The following is a 17,842-nucleotide window of genomic DNA, read 5'->3' on the forward strand; positions in this document are numbered from 1 at the left end:
CATGTTTAAACGTTTACTGATGGTGGCTTTACTGGTGGTCGCGCCATTAGCCAACGCGGCGGATCAAACGAACCCTTATCGTTTAATGAATGAAGCGGCGGAAAAAACCTTTGATCGTTTAAAAAACGAGCAGCCAAAAATCAAGCAAAGCCCTGATTATTTACGTACTGTCGTGCGTGAAGAGCTGCTGCCATATGTACAGGTGAGATACGCCGGTGCGCTGGTTCTTGGCCGTTACTACAAAGACGCGACGCCAGCACAGCGTGATGCCTATTTCAAAGCGTTTGAAGCCTATCTGGAGCAGGCTTACGGCCAGGCTCTGGCGATGTATAACGGACAGAGCTATCAAATCGCCCCTGAACAGCCGCTGGGCAATGCTGATATCGTTTCCATTCGCGTCACGATTGTTGATAACGGTGGCCGCCCGCCGATACGCCTGGATTTCCAATGGCGTAAGAACAGTAAAACCGGTAACTGGCAGGCGTATGACATGATTGCTGAAGGTGTCAGCATGATCACCACTAAGCAGAACGAATGGGCGTCAATACTGCGTCAGAAAGGCGTTGATGGTCTGACTCAACAGCTGGAATCCTCGGCGAAGCAGACAATTACGTTGGATCAGAAAAAGTAATTTGGGTACGAACATGGCGAACGCATTGAACTGGCAGGCGCAGGAATCAACGCTGGCATTAACGGGCGATCTCGATCGTGAAACGCTGTTACCGTTCTGGCAACAGCGTGAATCGCTGCTAGCGGGTAAAACCACGCTGGATGTGTCAGGACTAAACCGTGTTGATTCTGCCGGGTTGGCATTGCTGATGCACGTTTATCAACAGCCGTCGTCGAGCGGAGAGATAACGATTGTTGGTGCCAGCGATCGGTTAAAAACGCTCATTGCGCTCTATAACCTGAATGAAATCATTCCTGTGTCTTAAGCGGTAACGCCGGCTACCGGATTCGCCCCTTTAGGCATCGTCTGAAGGGGTGTATTCTTTGTTTAAGATAGCGTCATATTCATCTAAGATACCCCCCTGTAAATCATCTCCCCCTGACATAGAAATCGAGAGCGATGGAAAATAACGAAATTAAAGACGTGCTGATGAACGCATTAGCGCTGGAAGAAGCCCATGTTTCTGGTGATGGTAGCCATTTTCAAGTCATCGCGGTGGGCGGACTTTTTGCTGGAATGAGCCGAGTCAAAAAACAGCAGGCTGTTTATGCGCCGCTGATGGAGTACATCGCGGATAACCGTATTCATGCATTGTCGATCAAGGCTTATACGCCGGAAGAGTGGCAGCGCGACCGTAAACTGAACGGTTTCTAAGGGTTCCCCGTACGAGTGGGGATAAACTGCCGGTATCAGTGTGACGAAATATTGAATTAAGACATTGAGATACAAAGACTATGGATAAATTTCGTGTTCAGGGGCCAACTCGCTTAGCGGGGGAAGTGACCATTTCCGGCGCCAAGAACGCTGCGTTGCCAATCCTATTCGCTGCGTTACTTGCAGAAGAACCGGTCGAAATTCAGAACGTACCGAAACTGCGTGACATCGACACGACTATGAAGTTACTCGGTCAGTTGGGGGCGCGTGTTACACGCAATGGTTCCGTTCACGTGGATGCCAGCGAGGTTAACGTGTTCTGCGCGCCGTACGATCTGGTGAAAACCATGCGCGCCTCTATCTGGGCGTTGGGGCCGCTGGTGGCGCGTTTCGGGCAGGGACAGGTCTCGCTGCCCGGCGGCTGTGCAATTGGCGCACGCCCAGTAGATCTGCATATTTACGGCCTTGAACAGCTTGGGGCGCAGATCGTTCTGGAAGAAGGCTATGTGAAAGCCACGGTTGATGGCCGCCTGAAAGGCGCGCACATCGTGATGGACAAAGTGAGCGTCGGCGCCACGGTCACTATCATGAGTGCAGCAACGCTGGCCGAAGGCACCACGATTATTGAAAACGCGGCGCGTGAGCCAGAGATTGTTGATACGGCAAACTTCCTGAATACGCTGGGTGCGAAAATTAGCGGTGCAGGCAGCGATAAAATCACTATTGAAGGCGTCGCACGCTTGGGCGGCGGTGTGTATCGCGTTGTGCCCGACCGTATTGAAACCGGGACATTTCTGGTCGCGGCTGCGGTATCTCGCGGTCAGATTATCTGCCGTAATACCCGTCCTGATACGCTGGATGCGGTATTGGCGAAGCTGCGTGAAGCAGGCGCGGAGATTGAAATCGGCGAAGACTGGATTAGCCTGGATATGCACGGTAAGCGTCCGAAAGCGGTTACCGTTCGCACGTCACCGCATCCTGGGTTCCCGACCGATATGCAGGCGCAGTTCAGCCTGCTGAACCTGGTCGCAGAAGGAACGGGTGTGATTACCGAAACTATCTTTGAAAACCGCTTCATGCATGTGCCTGAGCTTATCCGTATGGGCGCACAGGCGGAGATCGAGAGCAATACCGTGATTTGCCACGGCGTTGATAAGCTGTCGGGAGCACAGGTGATGGCGACCGACTTACGGGCGTCGGCCAGTCTGGTATTAGCGGGTTGTATTGCGGAAGGCGTGACGACGGTGGATCGTATTTATCATATCGATCGTGGCTATGACCGTATCGAAGATAAGCTGCGTGGCTTAGGTGCGAACATCGAGCGTGTTAAAGAACACGAATAAGCGCTTCACCCGTTTTCTCTTCAAATGATCTCCATCAGCCGGGTGGTTTCCCACCCGGTTTCTTATTTACCTGCTGATACTGTTTTATCAAGTAGCCTTGGATGCCGCTATTGGGTAGGGAATTCCTGAATCGTCATTTGTAGCGTGATTTGTTTGTTATCGCGCTCAATCGTGACGGGAATAACGGTGCCGGGAGGTATTTCCGAAACCTGTTCCATGGTTTCGATAATCGAGCGCGCGGGCTTATTGTTGACGCTAACAATGACGTCTTCAATGCGGATACCCGCTTTATCCGCCGGACCGCCGGGATCGATGGTCTGGACGAGAATGCCGGTCAATCGACCCTGAGCTCCGCGATTGTTGGCTAACGTGCTGTTCTCAATATTTTCGAGCTGTACACCGTTGATGCCAATATAGCCGCGAACCACACGGCCATCGCGAATCAGTTTACCCATCACTTTGGTAGCCAATGCGACGGGGATCGCGAAGCTAATGCCTTCCGGCGTTTCGCCATTGCTGCTTTTATCAAAAGAGAGGGTATTAATACCAATCAATTCACCGAGCGTATTGACCAGCGCCCCGCCAGAGTTTCCGTGGTTAATTGACGCATCAGTTTGCAGCAGATTTTGGCGTCCTACCTGGCTTCTTTGTTGGCCGTAAGTGCTGAGGCTGACGCGGCCAGTGGCGCTAATAACGCCCTGTGTGACGGTTTGCCCTAGGTTATAAGGGTTACCGATCGCCATGACGACATCACCAACGTGTGGGATACGGTCTGGATTCATGGGAATGACGGGCAGATTGACGCCATCAATTTGCAACACAGCCAGGTCTGTCAGGGTATCGGAACCGATCACGCGGGCTTCGTACAGCCGGCCATCTGACAGCTCGATCTGGATTTGTTGCACGTTATTAATCACATGCTTATTGGTTAAAATATACCCTTTGTCATTCATGATGACGCCAGAACCCAGAGGATGAATGGCGACTTCATTGGGTTTTTCCGCATTGGCAACCCGATTATAAATATTAACCACAGCAGGAGCCGCACGGTTGACGCCTTGATGGTAGCTTACGGGCGAGCCATCAGTGTTTCTGTCATTGCTTTTCAGAAACGACGTGCCAGATCCGATAAACGGCAGTACGGCCAGAATAATTCCGGCGACAAGGGCACCAAATAGTGCTGAACGTAATAATTTAGCAAGCATGGCCGTGAGTTACTGTGGAAAGGGAGATAAGGGGAGGATATCACGAGAAGTTCGGACACCGCATGACTCGGTGTCCGATTTTTTATGGCGTGTCATCTCTGGCCGGTTAGGCTGTCGTAAAAACGACGAACGATTAACGTAGCAGCAGATAGATTGTTTCTTCACCTCGGACGATATTCAGCGCCAGAACGGACGGTTTCGCTTCCAGCAGCTTGCGCAACTGCGTGATGTTTTCAATACGCTCGCGGTTTACGCCGATGATGATATCGCCTTTTTGCAGGCCAACCTGCGCTGCTGGCGTGTCCTTGGTGACGTTATCAATCTGTACGCCTTTGCTGCCGTCTTTCAGTTGACCATTCGTCAGGGAAGCGCCCTGTAATGACGGTGAAAGCGTTTCGGCGCTGGTTGATTCCGATGTGCTGTTATCCAGCACGACGGAAACTTCCTGTGGTTTTCCATCACGCAGCAGGCCGATTTTCACGGTCTTGCCCGGCGCAGTGGTGCCAACTTTGGCCCGCAGTTCAGCAAAGCTGCTGATGGGTTTGCCATCCATCGTTGTCAATACGTCGCCTGCCTTGATTCCGGCTTTGGCCGCGGCGGATTTCGGTAAGACTTCGCTGACGAAAGCACCGCGCTGGGCATCGACGTTGAACGCTTTCGCCATTTCGGACGTCATCTCGCTGCCTTTAATACCCAGCAGCCCGCGCTTAACTTCGCCAAATTCAACCAACTGCTGCGCCAGATTCTGGGCCATGTTGCTGGGGATGGCAAAACCGATGCCGATATTTCCGCCGCCCGGTGCCAGAATCGCGGTATTAATACCGATCAGTTCGCCGTTGAGGTTAACCAGCGCACCGCCGGAGTTACCACGGTTAATGGAAGCATCGGTCTGGATGAAGTTTTCCAGCCCTTCAAGATTCAGGCCGCTACGCCCCAGTGCGGAGATAATGCCGGAGGTCGCCGTCTGGCCGAGGCCAAATGGGTTACCAACGGCAACGGCAAAGTCACCGACGCGCAACTGATCGGAATCCGCCATTTTCACGGAGACCAGATTTTTGGCGTCATTCAACTGGAGCAGGGCGATATCGGTTTGCTCGTCACGACCGATCAACTTAGCATCGTATTCACGGCCATCATTAAGCTGGACGCGGATTTTATCGGCGTTATTGATAACGTGATTGTTGGTGAGCACATAGCCTTTTGCTGCATCAATAATCACGCCGGAGCCCAGCCCTTCAAACGGACGAGAATTTTGTTTGTCCGTTGGGAAGTTTGGGCCAAAGAAGAACTTGAACTCTTCTGGTACGCGCTGACGCTGTACCTGTGTACCTTCAACATGCACGCTGACGACGGCTGGTAAGACTTTTTCCAGCATCGGGGCCAGACTTGGCGTTTGTTGTCCTTGAACCACGGCAGGCAGCGCAGCATTCGCTGCGGGAAGCGTGGACAGGGTCAAACCTATACTCATTGCCAGTGCACTAAATAATAATGACGTTTTTTTCATTGTTATTAACTCTCTCACGGCCTGCGGATGAATAAAACGATGATATATAAACTTAAAGACACGGTGAAGAGTCAGACTGACGATCAATGTGTAAAGTTCACTGCTGTTTCGTCAGCAGATTGTAACTATCGCTGTTTGTGGAGCGTGCTCGGGTGATGGCAGCCTGCGGTGTACGTCTTAATAAGCGTAGAACAAGAGAAGGGAAAGCGTGAGGCCAGAAAGCCTCACGCTTAAGGTAATTGAATGAATTATTTGCGAATCGGGCGCTCGCCGCGAAGCAAACCTGACGCACCATCGGAATAATCGCGTGGTGGCATGTTCACCGGTGCCTGATCGTTATCCGCTTCTGACTCGGTCAGACGGTATTTAAACGGATTATCCTGGCCGGGAACGTTAGGTAACAGGTTATTGGAGCTTTTCGCCATGTGTTGATAAAGCTGACGATAGTCATCCGCCATGTTGTCCAACAGCTCCGCGCTGCGGGCGAAGTGTCCAACCAATTCCTGACGATAGTCTTCCAGTTCGGTTTTGCTTTTCTCCAGCTCATTTTGCAGGACCTGCTGTTGCCGCAGCTTACGGTTACCAAAGCGCATGGCGACAGCACCAATAATAATACCGACAACTAAACCTATCAGCGCATACTCCCAAGTCATAATAGCTCCTATTTTGACGTCGTTGTCCCGTAGGGTTTTTCACTTAATAATAGTCACTATAACCGTTAACCTTGCCTGAGTGGAATCCTGATGCTCGATGACTGAGGGGAATGTTGACCTATCGCAGACATCAAGGTTGTTAACTGCGACGATTACGGCTTAAATCGACGGCAACACACAGCAAAACACGACTAACTTTTTTCTCAGGGATTGCGATGGCTACTCCACAGAGCATTCGGCAGCAAAAAACAAGGCAGCAAACCACCCCCTTGGCGCTTTACCAGCAGGCGCTTGCTGCCGGTGAATATCAACCGGATGAGGTACAACAGCAAACGGTTGTGCGCCTGGATACGATACATCAGGCGCTCTGTGAGCGTGCGACGGATGACGGTACGGGGACATCCGGTCGTGCAGGGAAATGGCGTCGCTGGCTGGGGCTGAGTGATAAACGTGAGTCTGCCCCAGTTCAAGGACTGTACATGTGGGGCGGTGTTGGGCGTGGTAAAACCTGGCTAATGGATATGTTTTTTCATAGCTTGCCCGCCGAGCGCAAGATGCGCCTGCATTTCCATCGCTTTATGCTACGTGTGCATGAAGAACTGAACCAGTTTCAAGGGCAGGAAAATCCGCTGGAAAAAGTGGCCGACGGTTTTAAAGCGGAAACCGACGTGTTGTGTTTCGATGAATTCTTCGTCTCTGATATCACCGATGCAATGCTGCTGGCCGAACTGCTGCGCGCGCTGTTTGCCCGCGGCATTGCGCTGGTGGCGACATCAAATATTCCGCCAGACGATCTCTACCGCAATGGATTACAACGCGCCCGTTTTCTTCCTGCTATTGCGCTGATTAAACAGCACTGTGAAGTACGTAATGTCGATGCGGGTATCGATTATCGCCTGCGTACGCTGACACAGGCGCACCTTTATCTCTCGCCGCTGAATGAGGAAACGAGTGCGGCAATGCAACTGATGTTTACGCGGTTGACCGGGAAGCCATGGCAGACGCCGGGGCCGGTGTTGGAGATCAACCATCGTCCATTAACGACACTTGGTGTAAGTGACGGCGTGCTGGCCGTTGATTTCCACACGCTGTGTACCGAGGCGCGGAGCCAGAACGATTACATCGCGCTGTCGCGCCTCTACCACACGATGCTGTTGCACAATGTGACGGTGATGGAAACGAAGGAAGAGAACACCGCCCGCCGTTTTCTGGCATTGGTGGATGAATGCTACGATCGGCGTATTAAGCTCATTATCTCTGCACAGGCACCGATGTTTGATATCTATCAGGGAGAGCACCTGAAATTTGAATATCAGCGCTGTTTATCCCGTTTGCAGGAAATGCAAAGCGAAGAGTACCTACGGCAGCCGCATTTGGCGTAACACCGGCTACGGTTTTTCGTCATTTGCGTGTGAAAAAAGGTCGATTTTTGAGAATCACTTCTCTATAATCTTGCGACCCCACGTTACAACAAAGTTTTTTTCCCAAAAACTTTATAGTGCCGGCAATGGCTATTCGAAGGGGTAGGTTTGCTGGACTTGATGGTCGTGTGAGCCTCAACTGTTTTCGAGCGTTTGGGTGTTCACCAACGTGTAACTAATTATTGGGTAAGCTTTTAATGAAAACTTTTACAGCTAAACCAGAGACCGTAAAACGTGACTGGTACGTTGTTGATGCGAACGGTAAAACTTTAGGCCGTCTCGCTACTGAACTGGCTCGTCGTCTGCGCGGCAAGCATAAAGCGGAATACACCCCGCACGTTGATACGGGTGATTACATCATCGTTCTGAACGCTGACAAAGTTGCTGTAACTGGCAACAAGCGTACTGACAAGATTTATTATCATCACACCGGTCACATCGGTGGTATTAAACAAGCGACCTTTGAAGAGATGATTGCCCGCCGTCCTGAGCGTGTGATTGAAATCGCGGTTAAAGGCATGCTGCCGAAGGGCCCGTTGGGTCGTGCTATGTTCCGTAAACTGAAAGTTTACGCGGGCACCGAGCACAATCACGCGGCACAGCAACCGCAAGTTCTGGACATTTAATCGGGATTATAGGCAATGGCTGAAAATCAATACTACGGCACTGGTCGCCGCAAAAGCTCCGCCGCTCGCGTGTTCATCAAACCGGGCAACGGTAACATCGTTATCAACCAGCGTAGTCTGGAACAGTACTTCGGTCGCGAAACTGCCCGCATGGTAGTTCGTCAGCCGCTTGAACTGGTCGACATGGTTGGGAAATTAGATCTGTACATCACCGTTAAAGGTGGTGGTATCTCTGGTCAGGCTGGTGCGATCCGTCACGGTATCACCCGCGCTCTGATGGAGTATGATGAGTCTCTGCGTGGCGAACTGCGTAAAGCAGGTTTCGTTACCCGTGATGCTCGTCAGGTTGAACGTAAGAAAGTCGGCCTGCGTAAAGCACGTCGTCGTCCTCAGTTCTCCAAGCGTTAATTTCTGGCTGCTTTGCAGCGAAATCAATGCGAAAAACCCGGTGCTTGTCACCGGGTTTTTTATGCCTAAAAATAAATTTCCTCGAAATATACGCTTTACTTTCCGTATGTTAACGATGAAATTGTGCTTATACCCCCACAAAACGAACAAAATCTGATAAGCTATTCGCCGATTTTATGCCCGTGTGCCAACTGTCGTCGCTGTTTGAAACGACGTATTTTTTCAGGTGATGTTTACACATTGGCGAGCAAAATTTCGAATAGCGGTTTGCAGATTCCCCATTGCACGGCTATTCGCCGTATTTTCTCGATAAACTTGGAGGTTTTCATGGCTGTCGCTGCCAACAAACGTTCGGTAATGACGCTGTTTTCTGGTCCATCCGACATTTTTAGCCATCAGGTCCGCATCGTATTGGCGGAAAAGGGTGTGAGTGTCGAGATTGAACAGGTGGACATGGATAATCTGCCTCAGGATCTTATTGACCTCAATCCTTATGGTTCTGTGCCGACGTTGGTCGATCGCGAACTGACGCTCTATGAATCACGTATTATCATGGAGTATCTGGATGAACGTTTTCCTCATCCGCCGTTAATGCCTGTCTATCCGGTTGCGCGCGGTAACAGCCGCCTGATGATGCACCGCATTGAGAGCGACTGGTATTCTTTGCTGAAGAAAATTACGCACGGTAGCGCTCAGGAAGCGGATGCGGCACGTAAGCAATTGCGTGAAGAGTTGCTGGCCATTGCCCCGGTGTTCAATGAAGCGCCTTATTTCATGAGCGAAGAGTTCAGCCTGGTGGATTGCTATCTGGCTCCACTGCTGTGGCGTCTGCCGCAGTTAGGTATTGAACTGAGTGGTTCGGGCGCGAAAGAGCTGAAGGGCTACATGACACGCGTCTTTGAGCGTGATGCGTTCCTGGCTTCCCTGACGGAAGTGGAACGTGAAATGCGTTTGCAAACCCGAGGTTAAACTGTATGGCGTTGTCTCAACTGTCTCCGCGTCGTCCGTATTTATTACGCGCCTTTTATGATTGGTTGCTGGATAACCAATTAACGCCTCATCTGGTAGTCGATGTCACTCTGCCAGATGTTATGGTGCCGATGGAGTTCGCCCGTGACGGCCAGATTGTGCTGAATATCGCACCACGTGCTGTTGGCGGCCTTGAGTTAGCTGATGACAGCGTTCGTTTCAATGCTCGTTTTGGCGGCGTACCGCGCCAGGTTTATGTGCCGATGGCGGCCGTAATGGCGATTTATGCCCGTGAGAATGGGGCTGGAACGATGTTTGAGTCCGAACCTGCTTACGAAGCCGCTGGCGAGTATGAGGACTTTCAGGAAGGTGCACCTTCTTCAGGGGCAGTCATGTCGATTGTCGATAGCTCGCCTGATTCTGAAGCACCTGAAGATGGCTCGGGTTCTGATGACGAACCGCCACAGCCGCCTAAAGGTGGCAGACCCTCGCTACGGGTCGTGAAGTAATCTGTTTCTAAGGGCACCGCAGAGGTGCCCTTTTCTATACCTGTCTTACTGCACGCTACAGTTAGTCAGTTGTGTTAATTGAACACCATTCCGCCATCAATGAGTAACGACTGTCCTGTCATATAGTCAGAATCGTGGCTGGCCAGATAGGAGACGCATGCGGCGACATCTTCCGGCTCGGACAGGCGACCCAGTGTGATGCGCTTGGCAAACTCTTCCGTTGCATATCCACGCGGTTTCCCTGCTGACTCAGAGATCTTCCGATCGATTTCATCCCACATCGGCGTTTTTACAATACCCGGACAGTAGCCATTGACCGTGATGCCCAGTGGCGCTAAATCTCGTGCGGCAGTTTGCGTTAATCCCCGAACCGCGAATTTACTCGAACTATAGACGGCGAGTTCAGGATTGCCCACGTGTCCAGCCTGTGAACAGGCATTGATGATTTTGCCTCCGTGCCCCAGAGATTTGAAGGCATCGAGAGCCGCCTGAATACCCCAGATAACGCCTTTGACGTTGATGTTGTAAACGCGATCGATGACTTCTGGCGTGATATCTTCAATCAGGGTTGAGGGAGCAACACCGGCGTTATTGACGATGACGTTAAAGTCACCAAAGCGTTTTTTGGTTTCTGCGACGGCAGTGAACACTGCCTCACGATCTGCGACGTCGGCCTGTAATGCGATGGCTTGTCCGCCGGATTTTTCGATTTCCTGCGCCACACTACGCGCAGTTTCTTGGTTATAGTCCACAATGGCGACGGCAAACCCGTCCTTCGCCAATCTGAGAGCAATCGCGCGGCCAATTCCCTGACCAGCCCCTGTTACAAGTGCCACTTCGGTTGTCATATTTACTCCTTAATGAAATCCAATCTCAATAAAGACAAGTAAATGCCGGAGACAAGTGTACGCTTTTATCGTGATGCTGAAGGATTTATTACGAAAAGTTCTTTAAAACTAAGTGGAAAGTTAAAGTTTTTATTGGACTTTCTGGTGTTATCTTTCGAAGGGAGTGGGGCGGTTGCCATTGGCTGATATAGCGCAGCTTACTTCCGCGTCTGAACACGACGTTTAGGGAAAGGTAGAGTGAAAATGGGGCACTGTCCGACTTCCTGAAAATAAGGGAAAGCGCGTAGATAACCTATGCTATAACCGAAACTGGCGGTGATATCCCTTGTTAGGATATTGCGATTTGAGCGCACAGAAAATCAGGAGAGGATCTATGCATCAAGGTCGTTGTTTATGTGGCGGCGTAACGATTTCCACGACGCATTCGGTCAGTGACGTTGCTGCCTGCCATTGTGGAATGTGCCAGACGTGGGGCGGTGGGCCGCTCATGGCAGTTGAATGTACCGATCCGGCGATTGAGATAGAAGGCGAGGAGAACATTACGGTCTGGCAGTCATCGGAATGGGCTGAGCGCGGTTTTTGCCGCATATGTGGAACACATCTGTTCTACCGACTGCGCGGTGGTGATGTCTACCATATTCCGGCAGGTTTTTTTGCTGATGAGACGGATAAAACGCTGATATCGCAGATTTATATTGATAAGAAACCGGGCTATTACTCATTTGTCGAGAAGACGCCAACGCTGACTGAGCAGGATATTATCGCGCTTTATGCAGGTAAAGATTGAATACTGAGATTACGTCGGAAAAAAGAAAAGGGCAGCTAGCGCTGCCCTTAAGAGGAGTGGGTCGTTCTTACACTTCCAGATAGTTCATGATGCCGTCAGCGGCTTTACGGCCTTCTGCGATGGCGGTAACCACCAGATCGGAACCGCGTACTGCATCGCCGCCCGCAAAAATTTTCGGGTTGCTGGTCTGGAAGGCGTTATCGCAGCTTTCCGGTGCGACAATGCGACCTTGGTCGTCCAGCTTGACGTCATGTTCTGCCAGCCACGCCATTTTGTGCGGACGGAAACCAAACGCCATGATGACCGCATCGGCTTCCAGTACGTGCTCGGAACCCTCTACAATTTCAGGACGACGACGTCCGTTGGCATCCGGCGCACCCAGTGCGGTACGCGCCATTTTCACGCCGCACACTTTGCCAGCGCCGTTGATCTCGACGCTTAACGGTTGCAGGTTGAATTTGAACTCGACGCCTTCTTCACGCGCGTTTTTCACTTCGCGTTTGGAACCCGGCATGTTCTCTTCATCGCGACGATAAGCACAGGTAACGTGCGTTGAACCCTGACGAATCGAGGTACGCACGCAGTCCATTGCGGTGTCACCACCTCCCAGCACCACAACGCGTTTACCTTGCATGCTGACGTAAGGTTCGTCTGCTGCGGCTTCAAAGCCCATCAGTTGCTTGGTATTGGCGATCAGGAATGGCAGAGCATCGTAGACACCCTGAGCGTCTTCATTGTCCAATCCGCCACGCATAGACTGATAGGTGCCGACGCCGAGGAAGACGGCATCGTACTCGTCCAGCAGCGCTTTCATCTGCACGTCTTTGCCGACTTCGGTGTTCAGACGGAATTCGATGCCCATCTCGGTGAAAATCTCACGACGTTTCACCATTACCTCTTTTTCCAGCTTGAAAGAGGGGATACCGAAGGTCAGCAGGCCACCGATCTCAGGGTGACGATCGAAAACCACGGCCTGTACGCCACTGCGTGCTAGCACATCGGCACAGGCCAGCCCAGCAGGGCCAGCGCCGATGATAGCGACGCGTTTACCGGTCGGTTTGACGTTGGCAACGCTCGGCTTCCAGCCCATTTCGATCGCTTTATCATTGATATAACGTTCGATGTTGCCGATGGTGACCGCGCCGAACTCATCATTCAGCGTACAAGACCCTTCACACAGACGATCCTGCGGGCATACGCGGCCGCAGACTTCCGGCAGACTGTTAGTCTGGTGCGATAACTCAGCCGCTTCGATAATGCGGCCTTCGTTCGCCAGCTTCAGCCAGTTCGGGATGTAGTTGTGTACCGGACATTTCCATTCACAGTAAGGGTTTCCGCATGACAGGCAGCGATCTGCCTGTGCTTTGGACTGGCTTTCTGAGAACGGCTCGTAGATTTCAACAAATTCAATTTTACGAATCTTCAGCGGTTTCTTGGGCGGATCAACGCGCTGTAAGTCGATAAACTGGTAAACATTCTGACTCATGATGACCTCTTACTGCGCCTGAACCCGCAGCTCGGCTGCGGAACGACTACGGTGACCCAACAATGCCTTCACATCACTTGACTTCGGTTTCACCAGAGCAAACTTCGGTGCCCAGGTCGGCCAGTTAGCGAGGATCTCTTCTCCGCGGTGTGAACCGGTATTCTGTACATGCTCGGTGATCAGGCCACGAAGATGTTCTTCATGGATAGCCAGTTCTTCGACATCCAGCACTTCCACCAGTTCCGGGTTAACGCGTTTGCGGAATTCACCGTCTTCATCCAGCACGTAGGCGAATCCACCGGTCATTCCTGCGCCAAAGTTCACGCCGGTACGACCCAGTACGCAGACGATCCCGCCTGTCATGTATTCACAGCCGTTATCGCCGATGCCTTCTACCACGGTGATACAGCCGGAGTTACGTACGGCGAAACGCTCACCTGCACGGCCCGCGGCAAACAGCTTACCGCCGGTAGCGCCGTAGAGGCAGGTGTTACCGATGATGCTGGCTTCGTGGCTGCGGAAGGCAGAACCGACTGGAGGACGCACGGAGATACTGCCGCCCGCCATGCCTTTGCCCACGTAGTCGTTGGCATCACCGGTTAATTTCAGTTCCACACCGCCGGCGTTCCAGACGCCAAAGCTCTGTCCTGCGGTACCGGAGAAGTGCGCTTTAATTGGATCGCCTGCCAGCCCTTGATCGCCATGTTTCTCGGCAATTGCACCGGACAGCGTCGCGCCAACAGAACGATCGGTGTTGCGGATATCGAAGTAGAGCGCTTTACCCTGTTTCGCATCGATGTGCGACTGTGCCTGTGCCAGCAGCTCTTTGTTCAACAAGCCTTTATCGAACGACAGATTGCTTTCAGTGCAGTACAGCGCTTTGCCCGGCTGAGGCTGTGCCGCGTGCAGCAGCGGTGACAGATCCAGCTTGTTCTGTTTCGCACTGAAACCGTCCAGCTCAACCAGCAAGTCGGTACGACCAATCAGATCCACCAGACGGCTAACGCCCAGTTCTGCCATCAGCACGCGGGTTTCATGCGCGATGAAGTGGAAGTAGTTGGTTACACGCTCAGGCAGACCGTGGTAGTGATCGCGGCGCAGCTTCTCATCCTGCGTTGCAACACCGGTTGCACAGTTATTCAGGTGACAGATACGCAGGTATTTACAGCCCAGCGCAACCATTGGTCCGGTGCCGAAGCCGAAGCTTTCTGCACCCAGAATTGCCGCTTTGACGATATCCAGACCGGTTTTCAAGCCACCGTCCACCTGAAGGCGGATTTTGTGACGCAGACCGTTGGACACCAGTGCCTGCTGCGTTTCAACCAGACCGAGTTCCCATGGGCAGCCCGCGTATTTCACGGAGGACAGTGGGCTGGCACCTGTGCCGCCATCGTAGCCAGCGATGGTGATCAGGTCGGCATAAGCCTTGGCAACGCCCGTGGCGATAGTACCGACGCCCGGTTCGGACACCAGTTTTACCGAAATCATCGCTTTCGGGTTGACCTGCTTCAGATCGAAAATCAGCTGCGCCAGATCTTCGATAGAGTAAATATCGTGGTGCGGCGGTGGTGAAATCAGCGTTACACCCGGCACGGAATAGCGTAGACGAGCAATGTACGGCGTGACTTTATCACCCGGTAACTGGCCGCCTTCGCCCGGCTTCGCACCTTGTGCCACTTTAATCTGAATCACATCGGCGTTAACCAGATAGGCTGGCGTCACACCAAAGCGGCCAGAAGCAACCTGCTTGATACGGGACACTTTATTCGTGCCGTAACGCGCGGGATCTTCACCACCCTCACCGGAGTTGGAGAAACCGCCCAGCCCGTTCATCGCTTCTGCCAGCGATTCATGCGCTTCAGGGCTGAGTGCACCGATGGACATGGCCGCGGTATCGAAACGTTTGAACATTTCAGAAGCCGGTTCAACGCTGTCGATAGCAATGGCTGCGCCTTCTTGCGGTTTCAGCGCCAGCAGGTCGCGTAACGTCGCCGCTGGGCGCTCGTTAACCAGTTTGGCGTATTGCTCGTAATCGCTGTATTCACCCGTTTTTACTGCGGTTTGCAGCGTGGTGACGACATCAGGGTTGTAGGCATGATATTCGCCGCCGTGAACAAACTTCAGCAGACCGCCCTGTTCCAGCGTTTTGCGCTTCAGCCAGGCACGCTTAGACAGGTTCAACAGATCCTGTTCGAAGTCGCTGTAGTTTGCCCCGCCGATGCGGCTGACGACGCCCAGGAAGCATTGCGTCGACACGTCTTTATGCAGGCCCACAGCTTCAAACAGCTTGGAACAGCGATAAGACGCAATCGTCGAGATGCCCATTTTGGACATAATCTTGTACAGGCCTTTATTGATGCCGTTACGGTAGTTCAGCATCACGGCACGATAAGGTTTGTCGATGGTGTGGTTATCCACCATCCGCGCCAGCGTTTCGTAAGCGAGGTAAGGATAAATAGCCGTCGCACCAAAGCCTAACAGTACGGCAAAGTGGTGCGGGTCGCGTGCACTGGCAGTTTCCACAATGATGTTGGCATCACAGCGCAGGCTCTTTTCCACCAGACGGCGCTGAACGGCACCGACGGCCATTGGCGCAGGGACTGGCAGGCGAGATTCGCTAATGCCACGGTCGGACAGCACCAGCAGCACAGCACCGTCTCTGACTTTGCTTTCTGCTTCGTCACACAGTTTTTCGATGGTCTGTTGCAGCGTTTGCTGCGACGGATCAAACGTCAGATCCAGCGTGTCGGCGCGATAGTGCAATTCATCCTGCGACGTCAACTGTGTGAAGTCGGAGTAAAGCAGGATCGGCGATTTAAAGCTCAGACGGTGAGCCTGACCTTCCGCTTCACAGAAGACGTTCATTTCACGACCAATGCTGGTCGCCAGCGACATCACATGTGCTTCGCGTAGCGGATCGATCGGCGGGTTGGTGACCTGCGCGAACTGCTGACGGAAGTAGTCATAAATAATGCGTGGACGGCTCGACAGCACGGCGAACGGCGTGTCGTCACCCATGGAACCGGTCGCTTCCTGACCATTTTCACCCAGCACGCGGATAACCTGATCCAGCTCTTCGCTGCTGTAGCCGTACTGTTTCTGGTAGGTTTCCAGCAGCTCGTTGTCGAATTCACGGCTACCGACCTGATCGTCTGGCAACTCTTCAAACGGCACCAGACGCTTAACGTTTTTCTCCATCCACTCTTTATAAGGATGGCGGCTTTTCAGATCGTTATCGGTTTCGGCAGAGTGCAGAATGCGGCCGCTGCGAGTGTCGATCACCATCAGTTCGCCTGGACCAACGCGTCCTTTTTCAACTACCTCATCCGGCTGATAATCCCAGATACCCACTTCAGACGCGCAGGTGATCAACTTGTCTTTGGTGATGACATAGCGTGCGGGACGCAGGCCATTACGATCCAGGTTACAGGCGGCATAGCGCCCGTCGGACATCACGATACCGGCTGGGCCATCCCACGGTTCCATGTGCATGGAGTTAAAGTCGAAGAATGAGCGCAGCTCAGGGTCCATGTCCGGGTTGTTCTGCCAGGCTGGTGGAACCAGCAGGCGCATGGCGCGGATGATATCCATCCCGCCGCTCAGGAACAGTTCTAGCATGTTGTCCAGCGAGCTGGAGTCGGAGCCGGTTTCGTTAACGAACGGCGCGGCATCCTGCAAATCTGGAATCAACGGGGTTTTGAATTTGTAAGCACGTGCGCGCGCCCATTGACGGTTACCGGCGATGGTGTTGATCTCACCGTTGTGCGCCAGATAGCGGAATGGCTGCGCCAGCGGCCAGCGCGGCACGGTGTTGGTTGAGAAGCGCTGGTGGAACAAGCAAATTGCTGATTCCATACGCAGATCGGCCAGATCGAGGTAGAAGCGTGGCAGATCTGCTGGCATGCACAGACCTTTATAGATCGTCACCAGATTGGAGAAACTACAAACGTAGAACTCTTTGTCTTCGATACGCTTTTCGATACGACGACGCGCCATGAACAGGCGGCGTTCCATATCACGTTGACGCCAGCCTGCCGGGGCGTTAACGAAAATTTGCTCAATACGTGGCATGGATGACAGGGCTATTTCACCCAGGACATCCGGGTTGGTCGGAACTTCACGCCAGCCCAGTACCGACAGCGTTTCGTTCTGCAACTCTTCTTCTACAATCCGACGTGTGGCACGAGCCAGATCTTCGTCTTGATTGAGAAACATCATGCCAACGGCGTAGTTTTTGGCTAAACGCCAGCCGTGCTCTTCTGCCACCAGGCGAAAGAAACGATCGGGCTTCTGAAGTAACAAACCGCAGCCGTCGCCAGTCTTGCCGTCAGCAAGGATTGCGCCACGGTGCTGCATGCGTGCAAGTGCGTGAATAGCGGTACGCACTACTTTATGGCTCGGCTCACCTTCTATATGGGCGATTAGTCCGAAACCACAGTTATCTCTCTCTTGGGATGCATCGTACAACATATTAGTGAACCTCCCCAGGCTCTGTGTGACTCTCACAACCTACTGCGAGAAAGCACCGTGGCGTTGAGCGGCTAGTATTACGCTCTCTTCTTCGGCCTCTCGTGACGGTCTCACAAGTGGTAAATGACTTGTTTTTAGAGGGAGTCTTCATTTACTGCATAAATATGACGAATCATGGACCCGTCAGGAAAGCTTCCAGCGGATTCCCAAATTAGCGAGAAACCCTGTTCAGGTCAAATACCAGTGCAAAATGTGCTGATAAGCGATAATTTTTAGTTATACGTATGAA

General features: G+C 52.5%; 16 protein-coding genes. 10 read left to right on the plus strand and 6 right to left on the minus strand.

Going from position 1 to position 17,842, the window contains the following annotated elements:
- Position 1: 1 nt before the first annotated feature.
- The 4 genes from mlaC to murA all read left to right on the plus strand — a co-directional run bounded on the left by mlaC (position 2) and on the right by murA (position 2,667).
- Positions 2-631, plus strand: a complete 630-nt coding sequence (gene mlaC, locus E2566_RS01680) for a phospholipid-binding protein MlaC (RefSeq protein ID WP_107170743.1) — start codon at positions 2-4, stop codon at positions 629-631.
- 13 nt (positions 632-644) lie between these two features.
- Positions 645-935 carry a lipid asymmetry maintenance protein MlaB gene (gene mlaB / locus E2566_RS01685; protein WP_104212728.1) on the plus strand — a complete coding sequence of 97 codons (291 nt, stop codon included), beginning with the start codon at positions 645-647 and terminating at the stop codon, positions 933-935.
- Between the two features lie 134 nt (positions 936-1,069).
- Positions 1,070-1,324, plus strand: a complete 255-nt coding sequence (gene ibaG, locus E2566_RS01690) for a BolA family iron metabolism protein IbaG (protein WP_039304057.1) — start codon at positions 1,070-1,072, stop codon at positions 1,322-1,324.
- Positions 1,325-1,404: 80 nt separating this feature from the next.
- On the plus strand, positions 1,405-2,667 hold the full coding sequence (gene murA, locus E2566_RS01695; RefSeq protein ID WP_107170744.1) for a UDP-N-acetylglucosamine 1-carboxyvinyltransferase: 1,263 nt from the start codon (positions 1,405-1,407) through the stop codon (positions 2,665-2,667).
- 107 nt (positions 2,668-2,774) lie between these two features.
- Here murA and degS read toward each other — a convergent pair whose 3' ends face one another.
- The 3 genes from degS to zapG all read right to left on the minus strand — a co-directional run bounded on the left by degS (position 2,775) and on the right by zapG (position 6,029).
- Positions 2,775-3,872 (minus strand): outer membrane-stress sensor serine endopeptidase DegS, encoded by a 1,098-nt coding sequence (degS, locus tag E2566_RS01700; protein WP_107170745.1) that lies wholly within the window; start codon positions 3,870-3,872, stop codon positions 2,775-2,777.
- Between the two features lie 133 nt (positions 3,873-4,005).
- Positions 4,006-5,376, minus strand: coding sequence for a serine endoprotease DegQ (gene degQ, locus E2566_RS01705; RefSeq protein WP_107170746.1), 1,371 nt, complete (start codon positions 5,374-5,376; stop codon positions 4,006-4,008).
- 248 nt (positions 5,377-5,624) lie between these two features.
- On the minus strand, positions 5,625-6,029 hold the full coding sequence (zapG, locus tag E2566_RS01710) for a Z-ring associated protein ZapG (RefSeq protein WP_005975485.1): 405 nt from the start codon (positions 6,027-6,029) through the stop codon (positions 5,625-5,627).
- A gap of 215 nt (positions 6,030-6,244) precedes the next feature.
- Here zapG and zapE point away from each other — a divergent pair, with 215 nt between their 5' ends.
- The 5 genes from zapE to sspB all read left to right on the plus strand — a co-directional run bounded on the left by zapE (position 6,245) and on the right by sspB (position 9,962).
- Positions 6,245-7,411, plus strand: coding sequence for a cell division protein ZapE (zapE, locus tag E2566_RS01715; RefSeq protein WP_107170747.1), 1,167 nt, complete (start codon positions 6,245-6,247; stop codon positions 7,409-7,411).
- A gap of 236 nt (positions 7,412-7,647) precedes the next feature.
- The gene (gene rplM / locus E2566_RS01720) at positions 7,648-8,076 is read left to right on the plus strand and encodes a 50S ribosomal protein L13 (RefSeq protein ID WP_005975488.1); all 429 of its coding nucleotides are present in this window, start codon (positions 7,648-7,650) and stop codon (positions 8,074-8,076) included.
- Positions 8,077-8,091: 15 nt separating this feature from the next.
- Positions 8,092-8,484, plus strand: a complete 393-nt coding sequence (rpsI, locus tag E2566_RS01725) for a 30S ribosomal protein S9 (protein ID WP_107170748.1) — start codon at positions 8,092-8,094, stop codon at positions 8,482-8,484.
- Between the two features lie 327 nt (positions 8,485-8,811).
- Complete coding sequence (gene sspA, locus E2566_RS01730; protein WP_005975503.1) at positions 8,812-9,453, plus strand: stringent starvation protein SspA; 642 nt, start codon at positions 8,812-8,814, stop codon at positions 9,451-9,453.
- A gap of 5 nt (positions 9,454-9,458) precedes the next feature.
- Complete coding sequence (gene sspB, locus E2566_RS01735) at positions 9,459-9,962, plus strand: ClpXP protease specificity-enhancing factor (protein WP_107170749.1); 504 nt, start codon at positions 9,459-9,461, stop codon at positions 9,960-9,962.
- A 74-nt stretch (positions 9,963-10,036) separates the two neighbouring features.
- On the opposite strand, the gene E2566_RS01740 is transcribed toward sspB, so the two are convergent.
- Entirely contained in the window at positions 10,037-10,810 is a 774-nt protein-coding gene (locus E2566_RS01740; RefSeq protein ID WP_012822108.1) for a (S)-acetoin forming diacetyl reductase, read from the minus strand.
- Positions 10,811-11,183: 373 nt separating this feature from the next.
- Between E2566_RS01740 and E2566_RS01745 the strand changes: the two genes are divergently transcribed.
- Positions 11,184-11,597, plus strand: a complete 414-nt coding sequence (locus E2566_RS01745; protein ID WP_107170750.1) for a GFA family protein — start codon at positions 11,184-11,186, stop codon at positions 11,595-11,597.
- 67 nt (positions 11,598-11,664) lie between these two features.
- Here the strand turns inward: E2566_RS01745 and E2566_RS01750 are convergent, their stop codons facing one another.
- Positions 11,665-13,083, minus strand: coding sequence for a glutamate synthase small subunit (locus E2566_RS01750; RefSeq protein WP_107170751.1), 1,419 nt, complete (start codon positions 13,081-13,083; stop codon positions 11,665-11,667).
- Positions 13,084-13,092: 9 nt separating this feature from the next.
- Positions 13,093-17,553, minus strand: a complete 4,461-nt coding sequence (gene gltB, locus E2566_RS01755) for a glutamate synthase large subunit (RefSeq protein WP_107170752.1) — start codon at positions 17,551-17,553, stop codon at positions 13,093-13,095.
- Between the last annotated feature and the right edge of the window lie 289 nt (positions 17,554-17,842).

It is taken from the genome of Pectobacterium punjabense, assembly GCF_012427845.1.
Classification (GTDB): Bacteria; Pseudomonadota; Gammaproteobacteria; order Enterobacterales; family Enterobacteriaceae; genus Pectobacterium; species Pectobacterium punjabense.